Annotated in this window: 17 protein-coding genes; 7 read left to right on the forward strand and 10 right to left on the reverse strand. The window is 71.6% G+C overall.

The genetic code is table 11. The annotated features are described in order from the left end of the window. Window positions 1–3: 3 nt before the first annotated feature. Complete coding sequence (locus KBX71_RS04810) at window positions 4–729, reverse strand: PP2C family serine/threonine-protein phosphatase (RefSeq protein ID WP_210816730.1); 726 nt, start codon at window positions 727–729, stop codon at window positions 4–6. A 262-nt stretch (window positions 730–991) separates the two neighbouring features. Between KBX71_RS04810 and KBX71_RS04815 the strand changes: the two genes are divergently transcribed. Beyond that, window positions 992–3,601, forward strand: a complete 2,610-nt coding sequence (locus KBX71_RS04815) for a glycoside hydrolase family 9 protein (protein ID WP_210816731.1) — start codon at window positions 992–994, stop codon at window positions 3,599–3,601. A gap of 65 nt (window positions 3,602–3,666) precedes the next feature. Here the strand turns inward: KBX71_RS04815 and KBX71_RS04820 are convergent, their stop codons facing one another. After that, window positions 3,667–4,323, reverse strand: a complete 657-nt coding sequence (locus tag KBX71_RS04820) for an HAD family hydrolase (protein ID WP_210816732.1) — start codon at window positions 4,321–4,323, stop codon at window positions 3,667–3,669. A 216-nt stretch (window positions 4,324–4,539) separates the two neighbouring features. Between KBX71_RS04820 and KBX71_RS04825 the strand changes: the two genes are divergently transcribed. Then, the gene (locus tag KBX71_RS04825) at window positions 4,540–5,454 is read left to right on the forward strand and encodes a hypothetical protein (RefSeq protein ID WP_210816733.1); all 915 of its coding nucleotides are present in this window, start codon (window positions 4,540–4,542) and stop codon (window positions 5,452–5,454) included. A gap of 56 nt (window positions 5,455–5,510) precedes the next feature. Here the strand turns inward: KBX71_RS04825 and KBX71_RS04830 are convergent, their stop codons facing one another. From KBX71_RS04830 to KBX71_RS04850, 5 genes are read right to left on the reverse strand one after another with little or no spacing between them, the layout of a single operon-like run. Continuing rightward, window positions 5,511–5,768, reverse strand: a complete 258-nt coding sequence (locus KBX71_RS04830) for a UBP-type zinc finger domain-containing protein (RefSeq protein WP_124820593.1) — start codon at window positions 5,766–5,768, stop codon at window positions 5,511–5,513. Further along, on the reverse strand, window positions 5,765–7,336 hold the full coding sequence (locus KBX71_RS04835; protein ID WP_210816734.1) for a Na+/H+ antiporter: 1,572 nt from the start codon (window positions 7,334–7,336) through the stop codon (window positions 5,765–5,767). Before KBX71_RS04835 ends, KBX71_RS04830 begins: the two co-directional genes overlap by 4 nt. A gap of 37 nt (window positions 7,337–7,373) precedes the next feature. Then, entirely contained in the window at window positions 7,374–8,339 is a 966-nt protein-coding gene (locus KBX71_RS04840; protein ID WP_210816735.1) for a TIGR03885 family FMN-dependent LLM class oxidoreductase, read from the reverse strand. A gap of 52 nt (window positions 8,340–8,391) precedes the next feature. After that, window positions 8,392–9,807, reverse strand: coding sequence for an NADP-dependent succinic semialdehyde dehydrogenase (locus KBX71_RS04845; protein ID WP_210816736.1), 1,416 nt, complete (start codon window positions 9,805–9,807; stop codon window positions 8,392–8,394). 12 nt (window positions 9,808–9,819) lie between these two features. After that, window positions 9,820–10,083, reverse strand: a complete 264-nt coding sequence (locus tag KBX71_RS04850) for a DUF6343 family protein (RefSeq protein WP_210816737.1) — start codon at window positions 10,081–10,083, stop codon at window positions 9,820–9,822. 122 nt (window positions 10,084–10,205) lie between these two features. Here KBX71_RS04850 and KBX71_RS04855 point away from each other — a divergent pair, with 122 nt between their 5' ends. Together KBX71_RS04855 and KBX71_RS04860 are read left to right on the forward strand one after the other, a co-directional pair. After that, the gene (locus KBX71_RS04855) at window positions 10,206–10,799 is read left to right on the forward strand and encodes an antibiotic biosynthesis monooxygenase (protein ID WP_210816738.1); all 594 of its coding nucleotides are present in this window, start codon (window positions 10,206–10,208) and stop codon (window positions 10,797–10,799) included. Window positions 10,800–10,919: 120 nt separating this feature from the next. Further along, the gene (locus tag KBX71_RS04860; protein WP_210816739.1) at window positions 10,920–11,771 is read left to right on the forward strand and encodes a GDSL-type esterase/lipase family protein; all 852 of its coding nucleotides are present in this window, start codon (window positions 10,920–10,922) and stop codon (window positions 11,769–11,771) included. Window positions 11,772–11,787: 16 nt separating this feature from the next. Here KBX71_RS04860 and KBX71_RS04865 read toward each other — a convergent pair whose 3' ends face one another. The 3 genes from KBX71_RS04865 to KBX71_RS04875 all read right to left on the reverse strand — a co-directional run bounded on the left by KBX71_RS04865 (window position 11,788) and on the right by KBX71_RS04875 (window position 13,706). After that, window positions 11,788–12,543 carry an EcsC family protein gene (locus KBX71_RS04865; protein ID WP_210816740.1) on the reverse strand — a complete coding sequence of 252 codons (756 nt, stop codon included), beginning with the start codon at window positions 12,541–12,543 and terminating at the stop codon, window positions 11,788–11,790. Window positions 12,544–12,592: 49 nt separating this feature from the next. After that, window positions 12,593–12,739: a hypothetical protein gene (locus KBX71_RS04870; protein ID WP_167493040.1), complete on the reverse strand. Its 147-nt coding sequence runs from the start codon at window positions 12,737–12,739 to the stop codon at window positions 12,593–12,595. A gap of 106 nt (window positions 12,740–12,845) precedes the next feature. Further along, the gene (locus tag KBX71_RS04875; protein WP_210816741.1) at window positions 12,846–13,706 is read right to left on the reverse strand and encodes a peptidase M23; all 861 of its coding nucleotides are present in this window, start codon (window positions 13,704–13,706) and stop codon (window positions 12,846–12,848) included. 420 nt (window positions 13,707–14,126) lie between these two features. Between KBX71_RS04875 and KBX71_RS04880 the strand changes: the two genes are divergently transcribed. From KBX71_RS04880 to KBX71_RS04890, 3 genes are read left to right on the forward strand one after another with little or no spacing between them, the layout of a single operon-like run. Next, a complete protein-coding gene (locus tag KBX71_RS04880; protein ID WP_124820583.1) occupies window positions 14,127–15,047 on the forward strand; it encodes a proteasome assembly chaperone family protein in 921 nt (306 codons plus the stop codon). 37 nt (window positions 15,048–15,084) lie between these two features. Then, the gene (locus KBX71_RS04885; RefSeq protein ID WP_210816742.1) at window positions 15,085–15,882 is read left to right on the forward strand and encodes an exodeoxyribonuclease III; all 798 of its coding nucleotides are present in this window, start codon (window positions 15,085–15,087) and stop codon (window positions 15,880–15,882) included. 17 nt (window positions 15,883–15,899) lie between these two features. Continuing rightward, the gene (locus tag KBX71_RS04890; RefSeq protein ID WP_210816743.1) at window positions 15,900–16,217 is read left to right on the forward strand and encodes an antibiotic biosynthesis monooxygenase; all 318 of its coding nucleotides are present in this window, start codon (window positions 15,900–15,902) and stop codon (window positions 16,215–16,217) included. Window positions 16,218–16,499 lie beyond the last annotated feature (282 nt).

Genomic DNA, 16,499 nt, shown 5'->3' on the forward strand with positions numbered 1-16,499 from the left:
GGCCTACTCCTCGACGACGTCGGCCACCACGACTGTGACGTTGTCCGGCGCGCCGGCGCGCAGGGCCAGGTCGATCAGCTTGCCGGCGCAGGCGCCCCGGTCCGGATGGCCGATGAGCACCTCGGTGAGGGTGTCCGGGCGGACCACGTTGGAGAGGCCGTCGCTGCACAGCAGCCACCGGTCGCCGGCCCGGGGCACCATCGTCGCGTACGACGGGGAGACCTCGTCGCCCTGCAGCGCCTGGGTGACCACGGCGCGGCGCGGGTGGCTGCTGGCCTGATCCGCGGTGATCACGCCCTGATCCACCAACATCTGGACGAACGTGTCGTCCCGGGTGATCTGCTTGAGCACGCCCTCGCGGAACAGGTAGGCCCGGGAGTCGCCGACGTGCGCGAGGGCCAGGCAGCTGCCGGTACGGGCGAAGAGCAGGGCGGTCAGCGTGGTGCCCATGCCCTGGCGCTCGGGATCCTCGGCGACCGCCTGTCGGATCCGGGAGGTGGCCAGCGCGATGCCACCCTCGAGCGCGGCCACCAGGGCGTCCTCGGGTGTCTCCACGTCCAGCGGGGTGACCGCGTCGATGGTGAGGGCGCTGGCCAGGTCGCCGGCGGCCATCCCGCCCATGCCGTCGGCGACGGCGACGAGCCAGGTGCCGGCGTGCAGGGCGTCCTGGTTTCCGCTGCGGATCAGCCCACGGTCGCTCGTTCCCACGGAACGCAGCTTCAGGGTCATGGGAGGCAGCCTGCCAGGCGAAGGGCGCAGTTGTCTCTAGGAGATCAGGACGACGGCGCGTGGCGCGGCCAATCTCACGTTCGGGTGGCGGCGCGTCCCGGGACGCCCGCGGCGCTGACCGCCCTCGTCGGACGCCAGAACCCATCCAATCAGATCAATTGACATGACGCACCGGCACTGGAAACATCGAGCCGATACCTGGGAGCGCTCCCAGGATCTCCCCGCCACCACCGTCCCACCTCCCGTCCCGGAAGGACTCCCCGTGACGTCATCCCGACGCCGCCTCCTGTTGGCTGCGGCGACCACTCTGGCCCTCACCGGCGCGGGCGCCGGCGCGGCCCACGCCGACCCACCACCGGACGCCCCCGAGCAGATCGACAACGGCGACTTCAGCGCCGGGGTGAGCCCCTGGTTCTCCTTCGGCACCGGCGCGCTGGCGGTCACCGACGGCCAGCTCTGCACCACAGTCGCAGGCGGGCTGGCCAACCCGTGGGACGCCGGCATCGGCCAGGACGGCGTGCCGCTGATCGCCGGCGCCGAATACACCCTCGGCTTCGCGGTCTCCGCCACCCCCGGCGCCGCGGTCAAGGCCGTCTTGCAGCTCGGCAGCGCCCCGTACACCACGTACGCGGCAGTGGACGCCACCGCGACCGGCACACTCCAGCGGGTCGAGCAGACCTTCACCGTGCCTGACGACAACCCCAACGCCCAACTGATCTTCCAGGTCGGCGGTTCGGCCCAGGCACAGACCATCTGCCTGGACGACGTCTCGCTGCGCGGCGGCGAGCCACCCGAGCCGTACGAGCCGGACACCGGGCCACGGGTGCGCGTCAACCAGGTCGGCTACCTTCCCGGCGGCCCGAAGAACGCCACGGTCGTCACCGAGGCCACCGAGCAGCTGCCCTGGCAGCTGCGCAGCGCCGCCGGCGCCGTCGTGGCCAGTGGCACCACCACCGCTCGCGGTGTCGACGCCGCCTCCGGGCAGAACGTGCAGACTGTCGACTTCTCCGGCTACCGCACCCCCGGCACCGGGCTCACGCTCACCGTGGACGGCGAGACCAGCCACCCGTTCGACATCTCCGGCGCCATCTACGACCAGTTGCGCTCCGACTCGTTGCAGTTCTTCTACGCCCAGCGCAGCGGCATCGCCATCGACGGTGACCTGATCGGCGACGAGTACGCCCGACCCGCCGGCCACCTCGGCGTCGCACCCAACAAGGGCGACACCAACGTGCCCTGCCAGCCGGGTGTCTGCGACTACTCCCTCGACGTGCGCGGCGGCTGGTACGACGCTGGCGACCACGGCAAGTACGTGGTCAACGGCGGCATCGCCACCTACCAGCTGTTGAACACCTTCGAGCGGACCAGGACGGCGGCCACCGCCAACGGCGGCGCGGAACTCGCCGACGGCACGCTGCGGGTGCCCGAGCGCGACAACGGGGTGCCGGACATCCTGGACGAGGCCCGCTGGGAGCTGGAGTTCCTGCTGCGCATGCAGGTGCCCGCCGGCAAGCCGCTCGCCGGCATGGTCCACCACAAGATCCACGACCAGAACTGGACCGGGCTGCCCCTCGCTCCGCAGGACGACCCGCAGCCGCGCGAGCTGCACCCGCCCTCGACCGCGGCCACCCTCAACCTCGCCGCCACCGCCGCCCAGTGCGCCCGACTCTTCGCCCCCTACGACGCGGCGTTCGCGACCCGTTGCGGCACTGCCGCGAAGACGGCCTACGCCGCGGCCAAGACCCACCCCGTGCTGTACGCCAGCCCGACCGACGGCACCGGCGGCGGCGCGTACGACGACAGCAACGTCACCGACGAGTTCTACTGGGCGGCGTCCGAGCTGTACCTGACCACCGGGGCGCAGAACTACCTGGCCGATCTGACCGCCTCAAGTCACCACACCGGAAACGTGTTCGACGCACGGGGCTTCGGCTGGCAGAGCGTGGCCGCGCTGGGCCGCCTCGACCTGGCCACCGTGCCGAACGGGCTGCCCGCCGCCGATCTGGCCCGGGTCCGCTCCTCGGTCACCGCCGCCGCCGACACGTACCTCGCCGAGCTGCGCCGGCAGGCGTACGGGCTGCCGATGCCCGGCGACGCCAACAGCTACTTCTGGGGCGGCAACAGCAACGTCATCAACAACGCCGTGGTGCTGGCCACCGCCTTCGACCTGACCCGCAACCCGGCCTACCGCGACGGCGCCGTACAGGCCATGGACTACGTCCTCGGTCGCAACGCCCTGAACATCTCCTACGTCACCGGGTGGGGAGAGCACGCAGCGCAGAACCAGCACAGCCGGATCTTCGGCCACCAGCTCGACCCGAACCTGCCCCGACCGCCCGCCGGCTCCCTCGCCGGTGGCCCGAACGCGGCACTCCAGGACCCGTTCGTGGCGCAACTGCTCGCCGGCTGCGAGCCGATGTTCTGCTACGTCGACGACATCAACTCGTACTCGACGAACGAGGTGGCGATCAACTGGAACTCGGCGCTGGCCTGGATCTCCTCGTTCCTGGCCGACCAGGGTGACGCCGGGGCGGTGCCGGCCACCACCTGCACTGCGCGCTACACCAACTACGGCGCCTGGCAGGGCGGCACCGGGTTCACCGGGCAGCTGACCATCCAGAACACGGGTACCGCGACCGTCAACGGCTGGAGCGTGCGCTTCGCGTTCACCGGTGACCAGCGGGTACGCGAGGCGTGGCTGGCGAAGGTCGCCCAGTCCGGCGCGACGGTGACCGCCCGCAACGAGTCGTACAACGCCAAGATCGCACCCGGCGGCACTGTGACGTTCGGCTTCAACGCGACGACAGGCGGGGGCGCCAACCCGAGCCCCGGCCTGGTCACCGTCAACGGAGCGGCCTGCTCGCTGAGCTGAGCCCGGTCCTGGTGGCCGCCCGGGGAAGGCGGCCACCAGGACCGCACGATCACGCGGCCGGTGGGTCAACCACCGGCCGCGTTGTGCTTCGCGACCAGGCCGGGGAGTTCGTCCAGCGAGTCGATCCGGAACAGGCACCGCTCGGCCACGGTCGAGGGGTCGAGGATGTGCCCCCACGGACCACGCCGGATCAGGCACGTCTTCATGCCGGCCTCCAGGGCTGGGCGTACGTCGTTGTCGGGCCGGTCGCCGACGTAGAGGATCGATGACGCGACACCACCGCCCGCGTCGACGACCCGGTCGAAGAACGCCGGTGCCGGCTTCGCGACGCCCCAACCGTGTGACGTGCCGATGACGTCCACGGGGAGGTCGAGCGCGCGCAGGGTCGCCTCCGCATGAGCCGGCTGGTTGCCGGCCAGGCCCACGAACAGACCCTGGTCCTTCAAGGACTCCAGGCATCCCTGCGCGTCCGGGTAGAGATCCTCCTCGCTGAACGACTCCGGCTGGCCGGCAGCCGCCCGACGTTCCAGCTCGACCGTGAGATCGAAATCGGGCCGGAAGACCCGGAACGTCTCCTGATAGTCCAGACCCCGGGCGATCACCGCGCCGAAGACCGCCGAGAACGTGTGCCGCGGCACGCCGAGCCAGTCGGCCCAGGCGGCGAACTCGTGAGACTCGTCGAGAATCGTCCCACCAACATCGAAGAAGATCGCCTTGATCACGTCGCATCCCCCGTCACCGTCGCGATGTCGGTGGATCATAGATGGCGATCATCCCGATTGTGCGGCCCCGAGTTCCCGCCGGACGACAGCTGATGACCGATACGGCGGGCCGGCGATCCGTCTCCTGGTGGTGCTTTCGAGCTGATGCCGTAGACGATTCACCGCTCGCTACCAATCTCGGTGGATCCGACGCTCCGGGTGAGCCATGGTGATGCCATGGATGGCGGCGAACTGGCCGGCGCGGAGCGTCGGGTGTGGGCGGCGATGCCGACGGGGACGCGGACCGCGCTTGCCGGGCTGTCCGGCGCGGACCTGCGCAGTCTGCTGTTGAGCGTGGCCCGCGACCGAGCGGCGACCATCCGCCCGTCCGAGGTGCTACGCCGCTGGCGCGAGGACCGTTTCGTCCGCCCGGCCCGTACCGATCCGCGCGTGCTCGCTCAGGTGGAGGCCCGGATGTGGCAACTGCTGCCCGCCGACGTCGCCGGAGTGGAGCTGTCGCCGGTCGTACCGGTCGGCACCTGCTCGACGGTCGCACCGGTCAGCCAGAACAGGATCGTCACCACGATGCGCGCCGGCGAGGTGCTGAGCGATCCCACGAACGCCCTCGCCGTCGAGGCGGCCTTGCGTCGCCGCCGACAGGGCGAGGTGCACCTGGCCGCCGCCCATCGGGTGCTGCGGGCGCAGGACTTCGGCGGCGACGCGTCGGCGCACTTCCGGCTCTTCGCCCTGGTGTCCAGCGCCCGGGACACCGGCTCGGGCGGCACGCAGGCCCGGCTGCTGGTCCGTCACCTCACCTACTGGCGGACCGTCCTCGCCGAGCTGGCACCGGCCGCCGCGCCTCAGCTGCACGTCACGACCTTCGACGATGAGGCCGTCCGGGAGCGGCTGGCCGACACCGTCCGCCCGGCGCTCGACGGAGGCGCGGTGCCACTCGTGGACGAGCCGGAGAGGTCCCGCGGTCGCGGCTACTACACGGGGTGCGCCCTGCGGATCACCGTCCTGGGCGGTGGCCTGGAGATCGGCGACGGTGGCCTCACCGACTGGACCGCCCGGCTGAGCGGTGACGCGAAGGAACGCTGCCTCGTCTCCTGCCTCGCCACCGAACGTCTCGTGGACGGCATCAGCCACTGAGCCGGGCCCCGGGAAGCCACAGCGCCCCGGCGCGCCGACCCGACCTCAGGCGACCGTCAGCCGATCTCCTCGTCGACGAAGCACCAGCGCCAGGCTTCGCCCGGCTGGGCCGAGCGGATCACCGGGTGGCCGGTGGACGCGAAGTGCTTGCTGGCGTGCTGGTTCGGCGACGAGTCACAGCAGCCGACCTGCCCGCAGCTCAGGCAGGTGCGCAGGTGCACCCAGTAGGTGTCGCCGTCGGCGACGCAGTCCGCGCACTCGTCGGGGGTGCGTGGCTCGGCGGCACCGGCCTCGGTCAGGTGCTGACAGCTCACTTCTCAACCTCTCGCAGCAACGACTCTTCCAGGTCCAGGTCACGGTAGGCCCGCACCAGCACCTCCTCCGGGATCCGAGCGGAGTCCCGGGCAGCCCGGAACACCTCCCGCTCGGCGTCGATCATCTCCTGTCGCAGCCGACCGTACGCCTGCGACGGGGTCTCCCGCTCGGTGCCGCCGAGCCGTTCCCACGCCATGTTGGTGCGGTCCTCCACCGCTCGGCGCAGCCGGGCCACCACCGCATCGGGTGCGCTGTCGGCCAACTCGTCGAGGCGGCCCTGGGCGGCCTTGCTGGCCTGCTGCTGCACCGCGGCTGCGGAGAGCGCGTCCTGCACCGGGTCGTCCTGCGGCAGCTTCAACCGGCGGGCGACCAGCGGCAGGGTGGCGCCCTGGCCGACCAGGGTGAAAACGATCACGGCGAAGGCCAGCCAGATGAACAGGGCCCTGGGGTACGGCTCGTCGCCGGCCAGGGTCAGCGGCAGGGCCAGCGCGGCGGCCAGGGTCACCACGCCCCGCATGCCGGCCCAGCCGATGATGATCGGGATTTTCGGTGACGGTCGGGCGTCACGACGGCGGACCCGGGGCACCAACCGGGCCAGGTAGGTGGCCGGGAAGAGCCAGACGAACCGGGTCAGGAAGACGGTGGCGAGCACCGCGAAGGTGATCAGTGTGAGCGAGCCGATCGGCTCGTCGAGGTCGCGCAGCACCTCCCGCAGTTGGAGCCCGACCAGCAGGAAGACCAGGCCCTCCAGCAGGAAACGGACCAGCCGCCAGAACGCGCCGGTCTGCAACCGGGACGCCGCCGACAGCAGTTGGGGCAGCTTGTGCCCGAGCACCAGACCGGTGACGACCACCGCGACCACACCGGAGGCGTGCAGGTGCTCGGCGGTGAACACCACAGCGAACGGGATGATCAGCGACAGCGCGTTGTCCAGCAGCGGGTCGGTGATCCGCCGGTGCAGGAAGCCGAACACCAGCGCCCCGAGCGCACCGATCAGGATGCCGCCCCCGGTGGCCCGCAGCACCTCGATGGCGACCTCGGTGGTGCCGACGGCCGAGCCGACGGTGGCCATCGTCGCGACGCGCAGCAGCACCAGCGCGGTCGCGTCGTTGACCAGGCTCTCGCCCTCCAGGATGGTGACGACCCGGCGAGGCAGCCCGACCCGGCGGGCGACGGCCGTGGCGGCCACGGCGTCCGGCGGGGCGACCACAGCGCCGAGGGCCAGGCAGATCGCGAACGGCAGCTGCGGCAACAGCAGGTGCAGCACCAACCCGACCACGAACGCGGTGAACCACACCAGGCCGACCGCGAGCAGCAGGATCGGCCGGATGTTGTTCTTGAACGCCGGCACCGAGGTCTCCAGCGCGGCCACGTAGAGCAGCGGCGGCAGGATCCCGACCAGCACCAACTCCGGGTCGAGTTCCACCTGCGGGAAGCCCGGCACGAACGACAGCGCCAGGCCGAGGACGACCAGGACGATCGGGGCGAGCAGGCCGAGCCGGCGGGCCAACGCGGCGCCCAGGGTGGCGATCGCCAGGAAGACGACGACCGGAAACAGGCTTTCCATGGGGTACGAGCCTAGGGGTACGCCTGTCCGGTCTCGATCAGCCGCCCGGGCGCAGCTTCGGCAGCACCTCCGCGCCGAACGCGTCGATGAACCCGCGCTGCTCCTGCCCGACGTGGTGCAGGGCGATCTGGTCGAAGCCGAGCTGCGCGTACCCCTCCAGCCAGCCGACGTGGCGGCCCAGGTCCGCCGATACGTTCACCACCTCGGCGATCCGCTGCGCCGGCACGTCGGCGGAGACCGCGTCGAAGTGTTCGACGGTCTCCAGGTCCCAGCAGACCGGCGGGGCGAAGACGTTGCTGCGCCACTGGTCGTACGCGAGCGCCTCGGCCTGCGCCTGCTCCGGCGCCCAGGAGACGTGCACCTGAAGGTGCAGCGGCCCGCGCCCGCCCGCGTCCCGGTACGCGTCGATCATCTCGCGCAGGTGCGCCACCGGGGCGTTCACGGTGATCAGCCCGTCCGCCCATTCGGCGCACCAGCGGGCGGTGGCCACGCTGACGGCGGCGCCGACCAGCGCGGGCGGCTGTTCGGGGCGGGTCCACAGCCGGGCGCGATCCACCCGGACCAGACCGTCGTGGCTGACCTCCTCGCCGGCGAGGAGGGCACGGATCACGTCCACGCACTCGCGCAGTCGGGCGGTGCGTACGTCCTTGCGCGGCCACGCGTCGCCGGTGATGTGCTCGTTGCTGGCCTCGCCGGTGCCCAGGGCCGCCCAGAACCGGCCCGGGTACATCGCGCCGAGGGTGCCGATCGCCTGCGCGATGATCGCCGGGTGGTATCGCTGACCGGGCGCGTTGACCACGCCGAACGGCATGCCGGTGGCCTGCAACGCGGAGCCCAGCCAGGACCAGGCGAAGCCGGACTCGCCCTGCCGGGCGCTCCACGGCGAGAAGTGGTCGGAGCACATGGCGGCGTCGAAGCCGGCCCGCTCGGCGTGCATCACCGCCTCCAGGAGGGCGCGTGGACCGATCTGCTCATGCGAGGCGTGGAACCCGAACGACGTCATGGGCACACTTCCTACCCACGACGGCACCGGCTGACGCGTGCCGCGCCCCGAACTACTCGGCGTGTGCGCCGGCGCCGGCCGAGGCGGCGCCCTCGCCCACCCAGACCGTCTTGGTGTTGCAGAACTCGCGCATGCCCAGCGCCGACAACTCCCGCCCGTAACCGGAGTTCTTCACACCGCCGAACGGCAACTCCGGGTAGGAGGTGGTCATCCCGTTGATGAAGACGTTGCCGGCGTCCAGGTCGGTGGCGAAGCGCTCCTGCTCGGCCGGGTCCCGGGTCCAGGCGTTCGAGCCGAGCCCGAAGCTGGTGCCGTTGGCGACCTCGATGGCCTCCTCGTACGACGAGACCCGGAACAGGCCGGCGACCGGGCCGAAGACCTCCTCGGACCACATCCGCATCTGCGGGGTGAGGTCGGTGACCACTGTCGGTGGGTAGAACCAGCCGTCGCCGGTCGGCGGCTCGCCCCCGCAGAGGACTGTCGCGCCGTTGTCCACCGCGTCACGGACCTGGGCGTGCACCTCGTCGCGGCCACGCTCGCTGGCCAGCGGCCCGACGTCGGTGTTCGGGTCCATCGGGTCGCCGACGCGCAGCGCGGCCATGTTGGCGGCGAACTTCTCGGCGAAGGCGTCGAACACGTCGGTGTGCACGATGAACCGCTTCGCGGCGATGCAGGACTGGCCGTTGTTCTGGCAGCGGGCGGTGGTGGCCACCTCGGCGGCCCGGTCCACGTCGGCCGAGGGCATCACCACGAAGGGGTCGCTGCCGCCGAGTTCGAGGACGGTCTTCTTCAGCTCCCGTCCGGCGATCTGCGCGATGGACCGGCCGGCGGGTTCGCTGCCGGTGAGTGTCGCGGCGCGTACCCGGGGGTCGCTGAGGATGTGGTCGACGGCCTCCGAGTCGACAAGCACTGTGGTGAAGGCCCCCTCGGGGAAGCCGGCTCGCCGGAACACGTCCTCCAGCAGCAGCGCGGTCTGCGGCACGTTCGAGGCGTGCTTGAGCAGGCCGGTGTTGCCCGCCATCAGCGCCGGGGCGGCGAAGCGCATCACCTGCCAGAGCGGGAAGTTCCACGGCATCACCGCGAGCACCACGCCGATCGGCTGGTAGCGGACGAACGCCCGGGTCGCCTTCACGGCGGTCGCGTCGGCCGGTTCGTCGGCGAGGAACGCGGGGGCCTTGTCGGCGTAGAAGCGGGCTGCCGTGGCGCACTTGGTCACCTCGGCCTGCGCCGAAACGTACGTCTTGCCCATCTCCGTGGTCATGATCCGGGCGATCTCGTCGCGCTCGGCGTCCAGCAGGTCGGCGGCGGCGTTCATCCACCGGGCGCGCTGGTCGACGGTCGTCCCCCGCAGCTGCTGGAACGCGAGTTCGGTGCGCTCGATGGCGTCGTCGAGTTGCTCGGTGGACATCGCCTCATAGGTCTTGAGCACCTGTCCGGTGGCGGGGTTGGTGGTGGCGATGTGGGGCATCTCGTCCTCCTGTCACTCGAACAACGAGTGTCGTACGCCCGGCTCCTCGCGGCGGCGGGCGGCGCGGCGGCGCTGGATCACGACCAGGTCGACCACGGCGACCACGGCGAAGATCGCGCAGAGTACGCCGAGCCAGGCGATGCCGGCCCAGAACGCCAGCACCGCGAAGAGCACCATGATCACCAGCCCGAAGCCGGCGAGGGTGAGCCGGAGGTTCAACGCGCTGTTCGCGTGGCCGACCGTGCCACGGGCGCGCCGGGGCTGCGATCTCGTCATGCCCAGGGACCTACCCCCGATCGGCCGGGTTAACCGGTACTGCGCGCTTCCACGCCGGACGCGCCGGTGTGCTCCGGCACATCCGTTCGCGCCGCGGCCCCCGTCGACCGCAGGATGGGCGCATGTCGATGACCCTCGCCGTGCCGGTGACCGTCTCCATCGCCCGCCGCGTCGACCCCGGCCGGGCCAGTGAGATGGTGGCCTGGATGCGGGCCGGCACCGCGCTGGCCGAGGCGTTCCCCGGGTTCCTCGGCGCCGGCTGGGTGCAGAGCGGGCCCGGTTCGTCGGAGTGGCACATGCTCTACCGCTTCGCCGACGCCGAGACGCTGCGCCGGTGGGAGGAGTCGCCGCAGCGGCACTGGTGGCTCAGCTCGGCGCAGGGCATCGTCGAGCACACCCGGGTCGAGCGGCGGACCGGGATCGAGGGCTGGTTCGACAGGCCGCTGGAGCACTCGGTGGACCCGGTGGAGCCGGCTCCGCCCGCGTCGCCGCCCCGGTGGAAGCAGGCGGTGACCATCTGGCTGGCGTTCTTCCCACTGAGCCTGACCGCCACGCTGCTGACGAGCCGCTTCCTCGACGCGGTGCCGCTGGCGGCCCGGGTGCTGCTGATGACGCTCTGCCTGACCCCGCTGATGACCTATCTGGTGCTGCCCCGGATCACCCGGGCGTTGCACTGGTGGCTGCATGGTCAGCCGGCGCCCTGGCGGGGCTTATAGCACCCTTGCGGCTCTCGCGTCGGCGCTCTGCCGCATACCCGACAGCAACTTCCCGGCAAACCCCGTCCTGCGCATAGAGTTACCGCGCTGTCGCTCTGTGCTGCGGGAACGGGAGACGTCATGCCTCGACGCTGGGTCGCCGCCCTGGCCTGTCTCGCGGCGCTTGTCGCGCTGGCCTGCGAGGGCGGCAACTCCGCGAGACCCCGCCCCACCACGAGCGCCGCGCCGTCGAGCGGGCCCGGCGGCATCGCCGCCCTCGGCGACTCGATCAGCACCGGCTTCGCCTCCTGCCTGGTGCTCACCTCCTGCGAACGCAACTCCTGGTCGACAGGGGACGGGCTTCGGGTGCAGAGCCACTACCGGCGGCTGCTCGAACAGAATCCGGCGATCCGCGACCGGACGTACAACCACGCCCGTCCCGGTGCCCGCGCGGACGCCCTGGAGGGTCAGGCCCAGGCGGCGGTACGCGACCGCGCCGACTACGTCACAGTGCTGATCGGCGCCAACGACGTCTGTCGGGGCGGGGTGGACGCGATGACGCCGGTGGCGCGGTTCCGGGCCGACGTCGACCGGGGGCTGCGGGTCCTGCGGACCGGCCGGCCGAAGGCCCGGGTGCTGGTGGTGAGCATCCCCGACCTGTACCGGCTCTGGGAGGTCGGGCACGACGACGCCCGGGCGACCCGCGCGTGGCGGCGGGGCATCTGCCCGGCCCTGCTGGCCGAGGCGACGTCGACCGCGCCCGCCGACCGGGCGCGCCGGGCCGCCGTCCGGGACCGGATCAACGCGTACAACGTCGAGTTGAAGGCGGCCTGCCGGGCGTACGGATCACGGTGCCGGCACGACGGCGGCGCGTTGCACAAGGTCCGGTTCACCCTGGACCTGCTCAACCCGCTGGACTGGTTCCACCCCAACGCCACCGGCCAGGGCCGGATCGCCGAGGTGACCTGGCGCTCCTCCGGCCTGGCCAACTGACGACCCGGGCAGGCCGTCAGGGCCGGCGCGGCTCCGGGACGGCGCTGCCGCGGGAGCGGTAGAGGGCCCGGGATCGCTGGGCGAGATCCTTTGTGGCCGAGGAGTTGGCCCAGGTGCCGAGCACGATGGCCGCACCGGGGACGATCTTGGCAACCATTCGTTTCGCGGCTCGGACGCCGGCCATCTGGGCCAGCCGGATGCCGAGTTGCAGCATGACCCGACCGAGCGGACGCTCGCCGCCCAGGCCGAAGAGGGCGTCGGCGCGTTCCCGGCCGGCGGCCACGCCGAGCGCCAGCCGGGCGCTCTCGGCGACCTTGTGCACCCGCTGGAGCACCAGCAGGTCGGTGGCGCGATCACTGTGCAGGGGGTCGATGTCGTACGCGGCGGCGATGTGCAGCACCATCCGCGCCTGGGTCCAGGCCAGCACGCCCACGTCGATCACGGCGCCGGGCAGCCCGGCCACGCCGGAGACCGCGCCGGACAGCCGGGCCAGGTTGACGAACTTGCGGGCCGCCTGGTCGGCGAGGGCGTCGGCGGAAACCTCGGGCTGCTCGGCCCGGGCACGGCCGACCCACTGCACGGCTTCCGGCCCGAGGCGGCGCACCGCCTCCAGGGCAAGGTGCTCCGGCGCGTACTGCGGGTCGTCCCGCATCCGGTCCCAGAGCCGGGCCGGCGGACCCTCGGGGGCGTCCACCGCCCCGGCTGGCAGGTCGACGGACGGCTGCGGAGTAGGGGTGGCGGGCTGGCCGCCGGCGGGCGGGGTGTCGGTCACCAGGTCTCCCCAGGGGTGGAAACGGTGGACAGGGCGGCCGATGGAGCGGTCAGCGGCGGCGGTTGGACAGTCGAGCCGCCAACCCCTTCAGCTTCTGCTGGTTGCCCGGCTTGGCCATCTCGCGCCGGCCCCGGTCGACCAACTGCTGCCCCTTCGGTGATTTCAGGAACGCGCTGATCCGCTGCATCAGTGACATAACGTCCTCCTGTCGATGATCCCGTAGTCATGTGTACCCCGAACCTGCAACACATGTACCCGGGACGCGACAGCCTCAACCCTGACTGTCCATAGTGGGCGGTAGGTTACCGCCCCGCCGGCACGATGGCGTCAACGACCCGGGTGGCCCGCCACTCGTGCTGCTGGTAGTGCTCGGGGTACGCGGAGACCTGCACCGCCTGAGCAGCGTCGGTGAGCCGCATCCGCTGCCAGCCGGGCACCTGCTCCAGCGCGGTGAGGAACTGCCGGGTGGCGAACTCGGGGTCCATCAGCCGCCCGACCGGGCCCCAGCCGCTGCTGGAACGCTGCTGGAACAACCCGACCGAGTCATGGTCCCAGCCGACGCCCTGGTGCGGATAGTCCTGCGACTCGGGGAGCACGCCGCTGGCCACGTTGTAGAGATTGCTCTCCTGCATGGCGGTGGCCACCGCGATCACCAGACCACGGCGCGGCACCCCCATCTTGCGGCCGGCGCGGACGATCGCCTCGGCGTTCTCCATCTGGTCGTCGTCCAGCCCTGCGACGGGTGCCGGGTCGGTCGGGCGCGCCGGGGCGGCCTTGCGGGCCGGCGCGCTGGTGTCCGGGTCGGCGGGGCTCGCCGCAGCGGACTGGGCAGCGGCGGAGGTGCTCGGGGCAGCCGTGCGGTCGAAGCCACGGGAGGCACGCTGTTGCTCGGCGCGCTGCGCCAACTCGGAGCTGGAGAGCGATCCACTCCGGGTCGCCGCGTCGGCGTCCTCGTTGCGAACCTGGACGACGGCGGCCAGACCGAGGCAGCACACCACACCGGTGGCCAGCGCCAGCTGCGCCCGACGTCGACCGGTCAGGTCCCGGGCGTACGCCCGGAGCCGACTCGCGGTGGTTGTCCGTTCGGTTGAGGTGCCATCCTCCGTATCGGCAGTGGGCCTGCTCGGGGCGTACGGGTCGTCGAGAGTGCCGTCGTCACGCATCAACCGAGGCTAGGCAGGTGAAAACCCTGATCACGCACGGTGATCACGTGGTGATCGACACAGATTCGACAGGGACTGGTGGACGCCCCGGGAGGGTCGACCCGCCCGGGGAACGGACCTCGCGTACCGGATGAAGCTGGCGCCGCACGCGGACCGGCACGGCACATGACAGGGCCGGACATCCGGCCGTCGAGTCTGACATGATCGACAAACTCGGCCTTTGGGCCGAACCGCCCCTCGGCTGATCGGCCAGGAGGCTCGGCCTGGTGGCGTGAACAGGCGATTAGTCCGGTCATGCCCACCACCCGGCCAACGGATCGCCCGGCGCAGGAATGCGCCAGGATGGCGGGTACGTTGCCCGAACGGGTGCCCTCCGTCGCGAAGGCACCCCGCAGGCACATTTCAGGGAGGTCCGCACCGGTGCTCGACCCACACGAGCTCTACCAGCTCACCGACGATCTGCCCGACCTCGGGCAGCCGGTCCTGATCCAGGCCCTCACCGGGTTCGTGGACGCCGGAAACGCCAGCCGACTGGCGCGTGAGCAGCTACTCACCTCGCTGGAGGGTCGGCCGATCGCGACCTTCGACGTCGACCAGCTCTTCGACTACCGATCGCGACGACCGGTGATGACCTTCGTCGAGGACCACTGGGAGAGCGTCGACGCGCCCAAGCTGGAGCTGCACCTGCTGCACGACGACGACGAGACCCCGTTCCTGCTGCTCACCGGCCCCGAACCGGACCTACAGTGGGAGCGTTTCGTGGCCGCCGTCGCCGGGCTCGCCGCCCGGCTGGACGTCCGGCTCACAGTGGGCCTCAACTCGATCCCGATGGCGGTCCCGCACACCCGACCGACCGGGGTGACAGCGCACGCCACCCGCCCCGAGCTGATCGGCGGCTACGAGCCCTGGCTGCAACGCGTCCAGGTGCCCGGCAGCGTCGGTCACCTGCTGGAGTTCCGCCTCGGCGAGCAGGGCCGCGACGCGCTGGGCTTCGCCGCCCACGTGCCGCACTACGTGGCGCAGACCGAGTACCCGGCCGCCGCCGAGGTGCTGCTCACCTCGGTGTCGCGCAGCACCGGGCTGCTGCTGCCCGGCGACGGGCTGCGCTCGGCCGCCGAGGTGGTCCGGGTGGAGATCGACCGGCAGGTCGCGCAGACCGAGGACGCCGCGGCCCTGGTCCAGGCCCTGGAGGAGCAGTACGACGCGTTCGCCCGGGGCCGAGGCGAGAAGAGCCTGCTCGCCCCGGACGCCGGCCCGCTGCCCACGGCCGACGAACTCGGCGCGGAACTGGAACGATTCCTGGCCGAACAGACCCGTCCCGGCGACACCCCGGGCAGCTGACAGGGCGTCGCGGCGGCGGATGCGGCAGGCTGGGGGCATGCGCCTGGCGACATGGAACGTCAACTCGGTGAAGGCCCGCCTACCCCGGCTGCTGGAGTGGCTGGCCGACACCGGGCCGGACGTCGTCTGCCTGCAGGAGACCAAATGCCCGGACGGCGCCTTCCCGGTGACCGAGGTGGGCGAGTTGGGCTACACCGTGGCCAGCCACAGCGACGGCCGGTGGAACGGGGTCGCCATCCTGTCCCGGGTCGGGCTGGGCGACGTCCGGGTCGGGTTCACCGCCGAGCCCGGCTTTCCCGAGCCCGAGGCCCGCGCCATCTCCGCCACCTGCGACGGGGTGCGGGTCTGGTCGGTGTACGTGCCCAACGGCCGGACACCTGACGACCCGCACTACGCGTACAAGTTGGCCTGGTTCGCGGCGCTGCGCGACGCGCTCGACGCCGAACTGGCCGGCGGGTTGCCGCTGGCGGTCTGCGGCGACTTCAACGTCGCCCCGACCGACGCCGACGTCTGGGACCCGGCGGTCTTCACCCACTCCACCCACGTCACCCCTGCCGAGCGGGCGGCCCTCGCGGCGCTGCGCGACCTGGGGCTCAGCGACGTCGTACCGACCCCGATGAAGGGCCCACACCCCTTCACCTACTGGGACTACCGGGCCGGCATGTTCCACCAGAACAAGGGCATGAGAATCGACCTGGTGTACGCGTCCGCGCCGTTCGCCCGAGCGGTCCGCTCCGCGTACGTGGACCGCGAGGCCCGCAAGGGCAAGGGCCCCTCCGACCACGCGCCGATCGTGGTCGACGCCGACCTGGTCCCGGCGGTCGAGGCGTTCTGAGTGGCTAGGGTGGGCTGATGGCAGTCGTGAAGATCAACGCAATCGAGGTCCCGCCCGGCAGCGGCGCGGAGTTGGAGAAGCGGTTCGCCGCCCGCGCCGGCGCTGTGGAGAACTCCCCCGGCTTCCTCGGCTTCGAACTCCTCCGCCCGGTGGCCGGCGAGACCCGCTACTTCGTCTACACGAAGTGGGAGAGCGAAGAGGCGTACCAGGCGTGGGCCGCCGGGCCCTCGCGCGCCGCGCACGCCACCGCCCCCGGCGACAAGCCGCGTCCCCCGGTCTCCAGCGGCGCTGGCCTGCTGGAGTTCGAGGTGGCCCTGCACGTCCCCCAGCCCTAGCTGCGCCGAGGCGGGTGTGAAGCGGCACCCGCCGCCGTCACTCCAGAAACGCCCCCGCTCGCGCCGATCTTGCAGTTTCGGTCGCCGATATGTACCGAATGACCTCTTGTGTCGCGACAGTAAACGCAAGATCGCGGAAGAGGGGGACCCCACCCTCGTCGATCATGGAGTTACGGTGCCGGGTTTGGCTCGATCCGGGCACCTTGCCACCCACCACAAGTCCATGATCGACGGAACAGCGCGGGGTTGACGAACAGCCACTCCGTCTAACGCAACGGTGTT

The organism is Micromonospora sp. D93 (assembly GCF_018070365.1).
GTDB lineage: Bacteria > Actinomycetota > Actinomycetes > Mycobacteriales > Micromonosporaceae > Micromonospora > Micromonospora ureilytica.

Bases quoted from the DNA above. Each gene is read 5' to 3' on its own strand.
- KBX71_RS04810 (WP_210816730.1), bottom strand. From the start codon at position 729: ATGACCCTGAAGCTGCGTTCCGTGGGAACGAGCGACCGTGGGCTGATC.
- KBX71_RS04825 (WP_210816733.1), top strand. From the start codon at position 4,540: ATGGATGGCGGCGAACTGGCCGGCGCGGAGCGTCGGGTGTGGGCGGCG.
- KBX71_RS04835 (WP_210816734.1), bottom strand. From the start codon at position 7,336: ATGGAAAGCCTGTTTCCGGTCGTCGTCTTCCTGGCGATCGCCACCCTG.
- KBX71_RS04840 (WP_210816735.1), bottom strand. From the start codon at position 8,339: ATGACGTCGTTCGGGTTCCACGCCTCGCATGAGCAGATCGGTCCACGC.
- KBX71_RS04845 (WP_210816736.1), bottom strand. From the start codon at position 9,807: ATGCCCCACATCGCCACCACCAACCCCGCCACCGGACAGGTGCTCAAG.
- KBX71_RS04850 (WP_210816737.1), bottom strand. From the start codon at position 10,083: ATGACGAGATCGCAGCCCCGGCGCGCCCGTGGCACGGTCGGCCACGCG.
- KBX71_RS04855 (WP_210816738.1), top strand. From the start codon at position 10,206: ATGTCGATGACCCTCGCCGTGCCGGTGACCGTCTCCATCGCCCGCCGC.
- KBX71_RS04860 (WP_210816739.1), top strand. From the start codon at position 10,920: ATGCCTCGACGCTGGGTCGCCGCCCTGGCCTGTCTCGCGGCGCTTGTC.
- KBX71_RS04870 (WP_167493040.1), bottom strand. From the start codon at position 12,739: ATGTCACTGATGCAGCGGATCAGCGCGTTCCTGAAATCACCGAAGGGG.
- KBX71_RS04875 (WP_210816741.1), bottom strand. From the start codon at position 13,706: ATGCGTGACGACGGCACTCTCGACGACCCGTACGCCCCGAGCAGGCCC.
- KBX71_RS04885 (WP_210816742.1), top strand. From the start codon at position 15,085: ATGCGCCTGGCGACATGGAACGTCAACTCGGTGAAGGCCCGCCTACCC.
- KBX71_RS04890 (WP_210816743.1), top strand. From the start codon at position 15,900: ATGGCAGTCGTGAAGATCAACGCAATCGAGGTCCCGCCCGGCAGCGGC.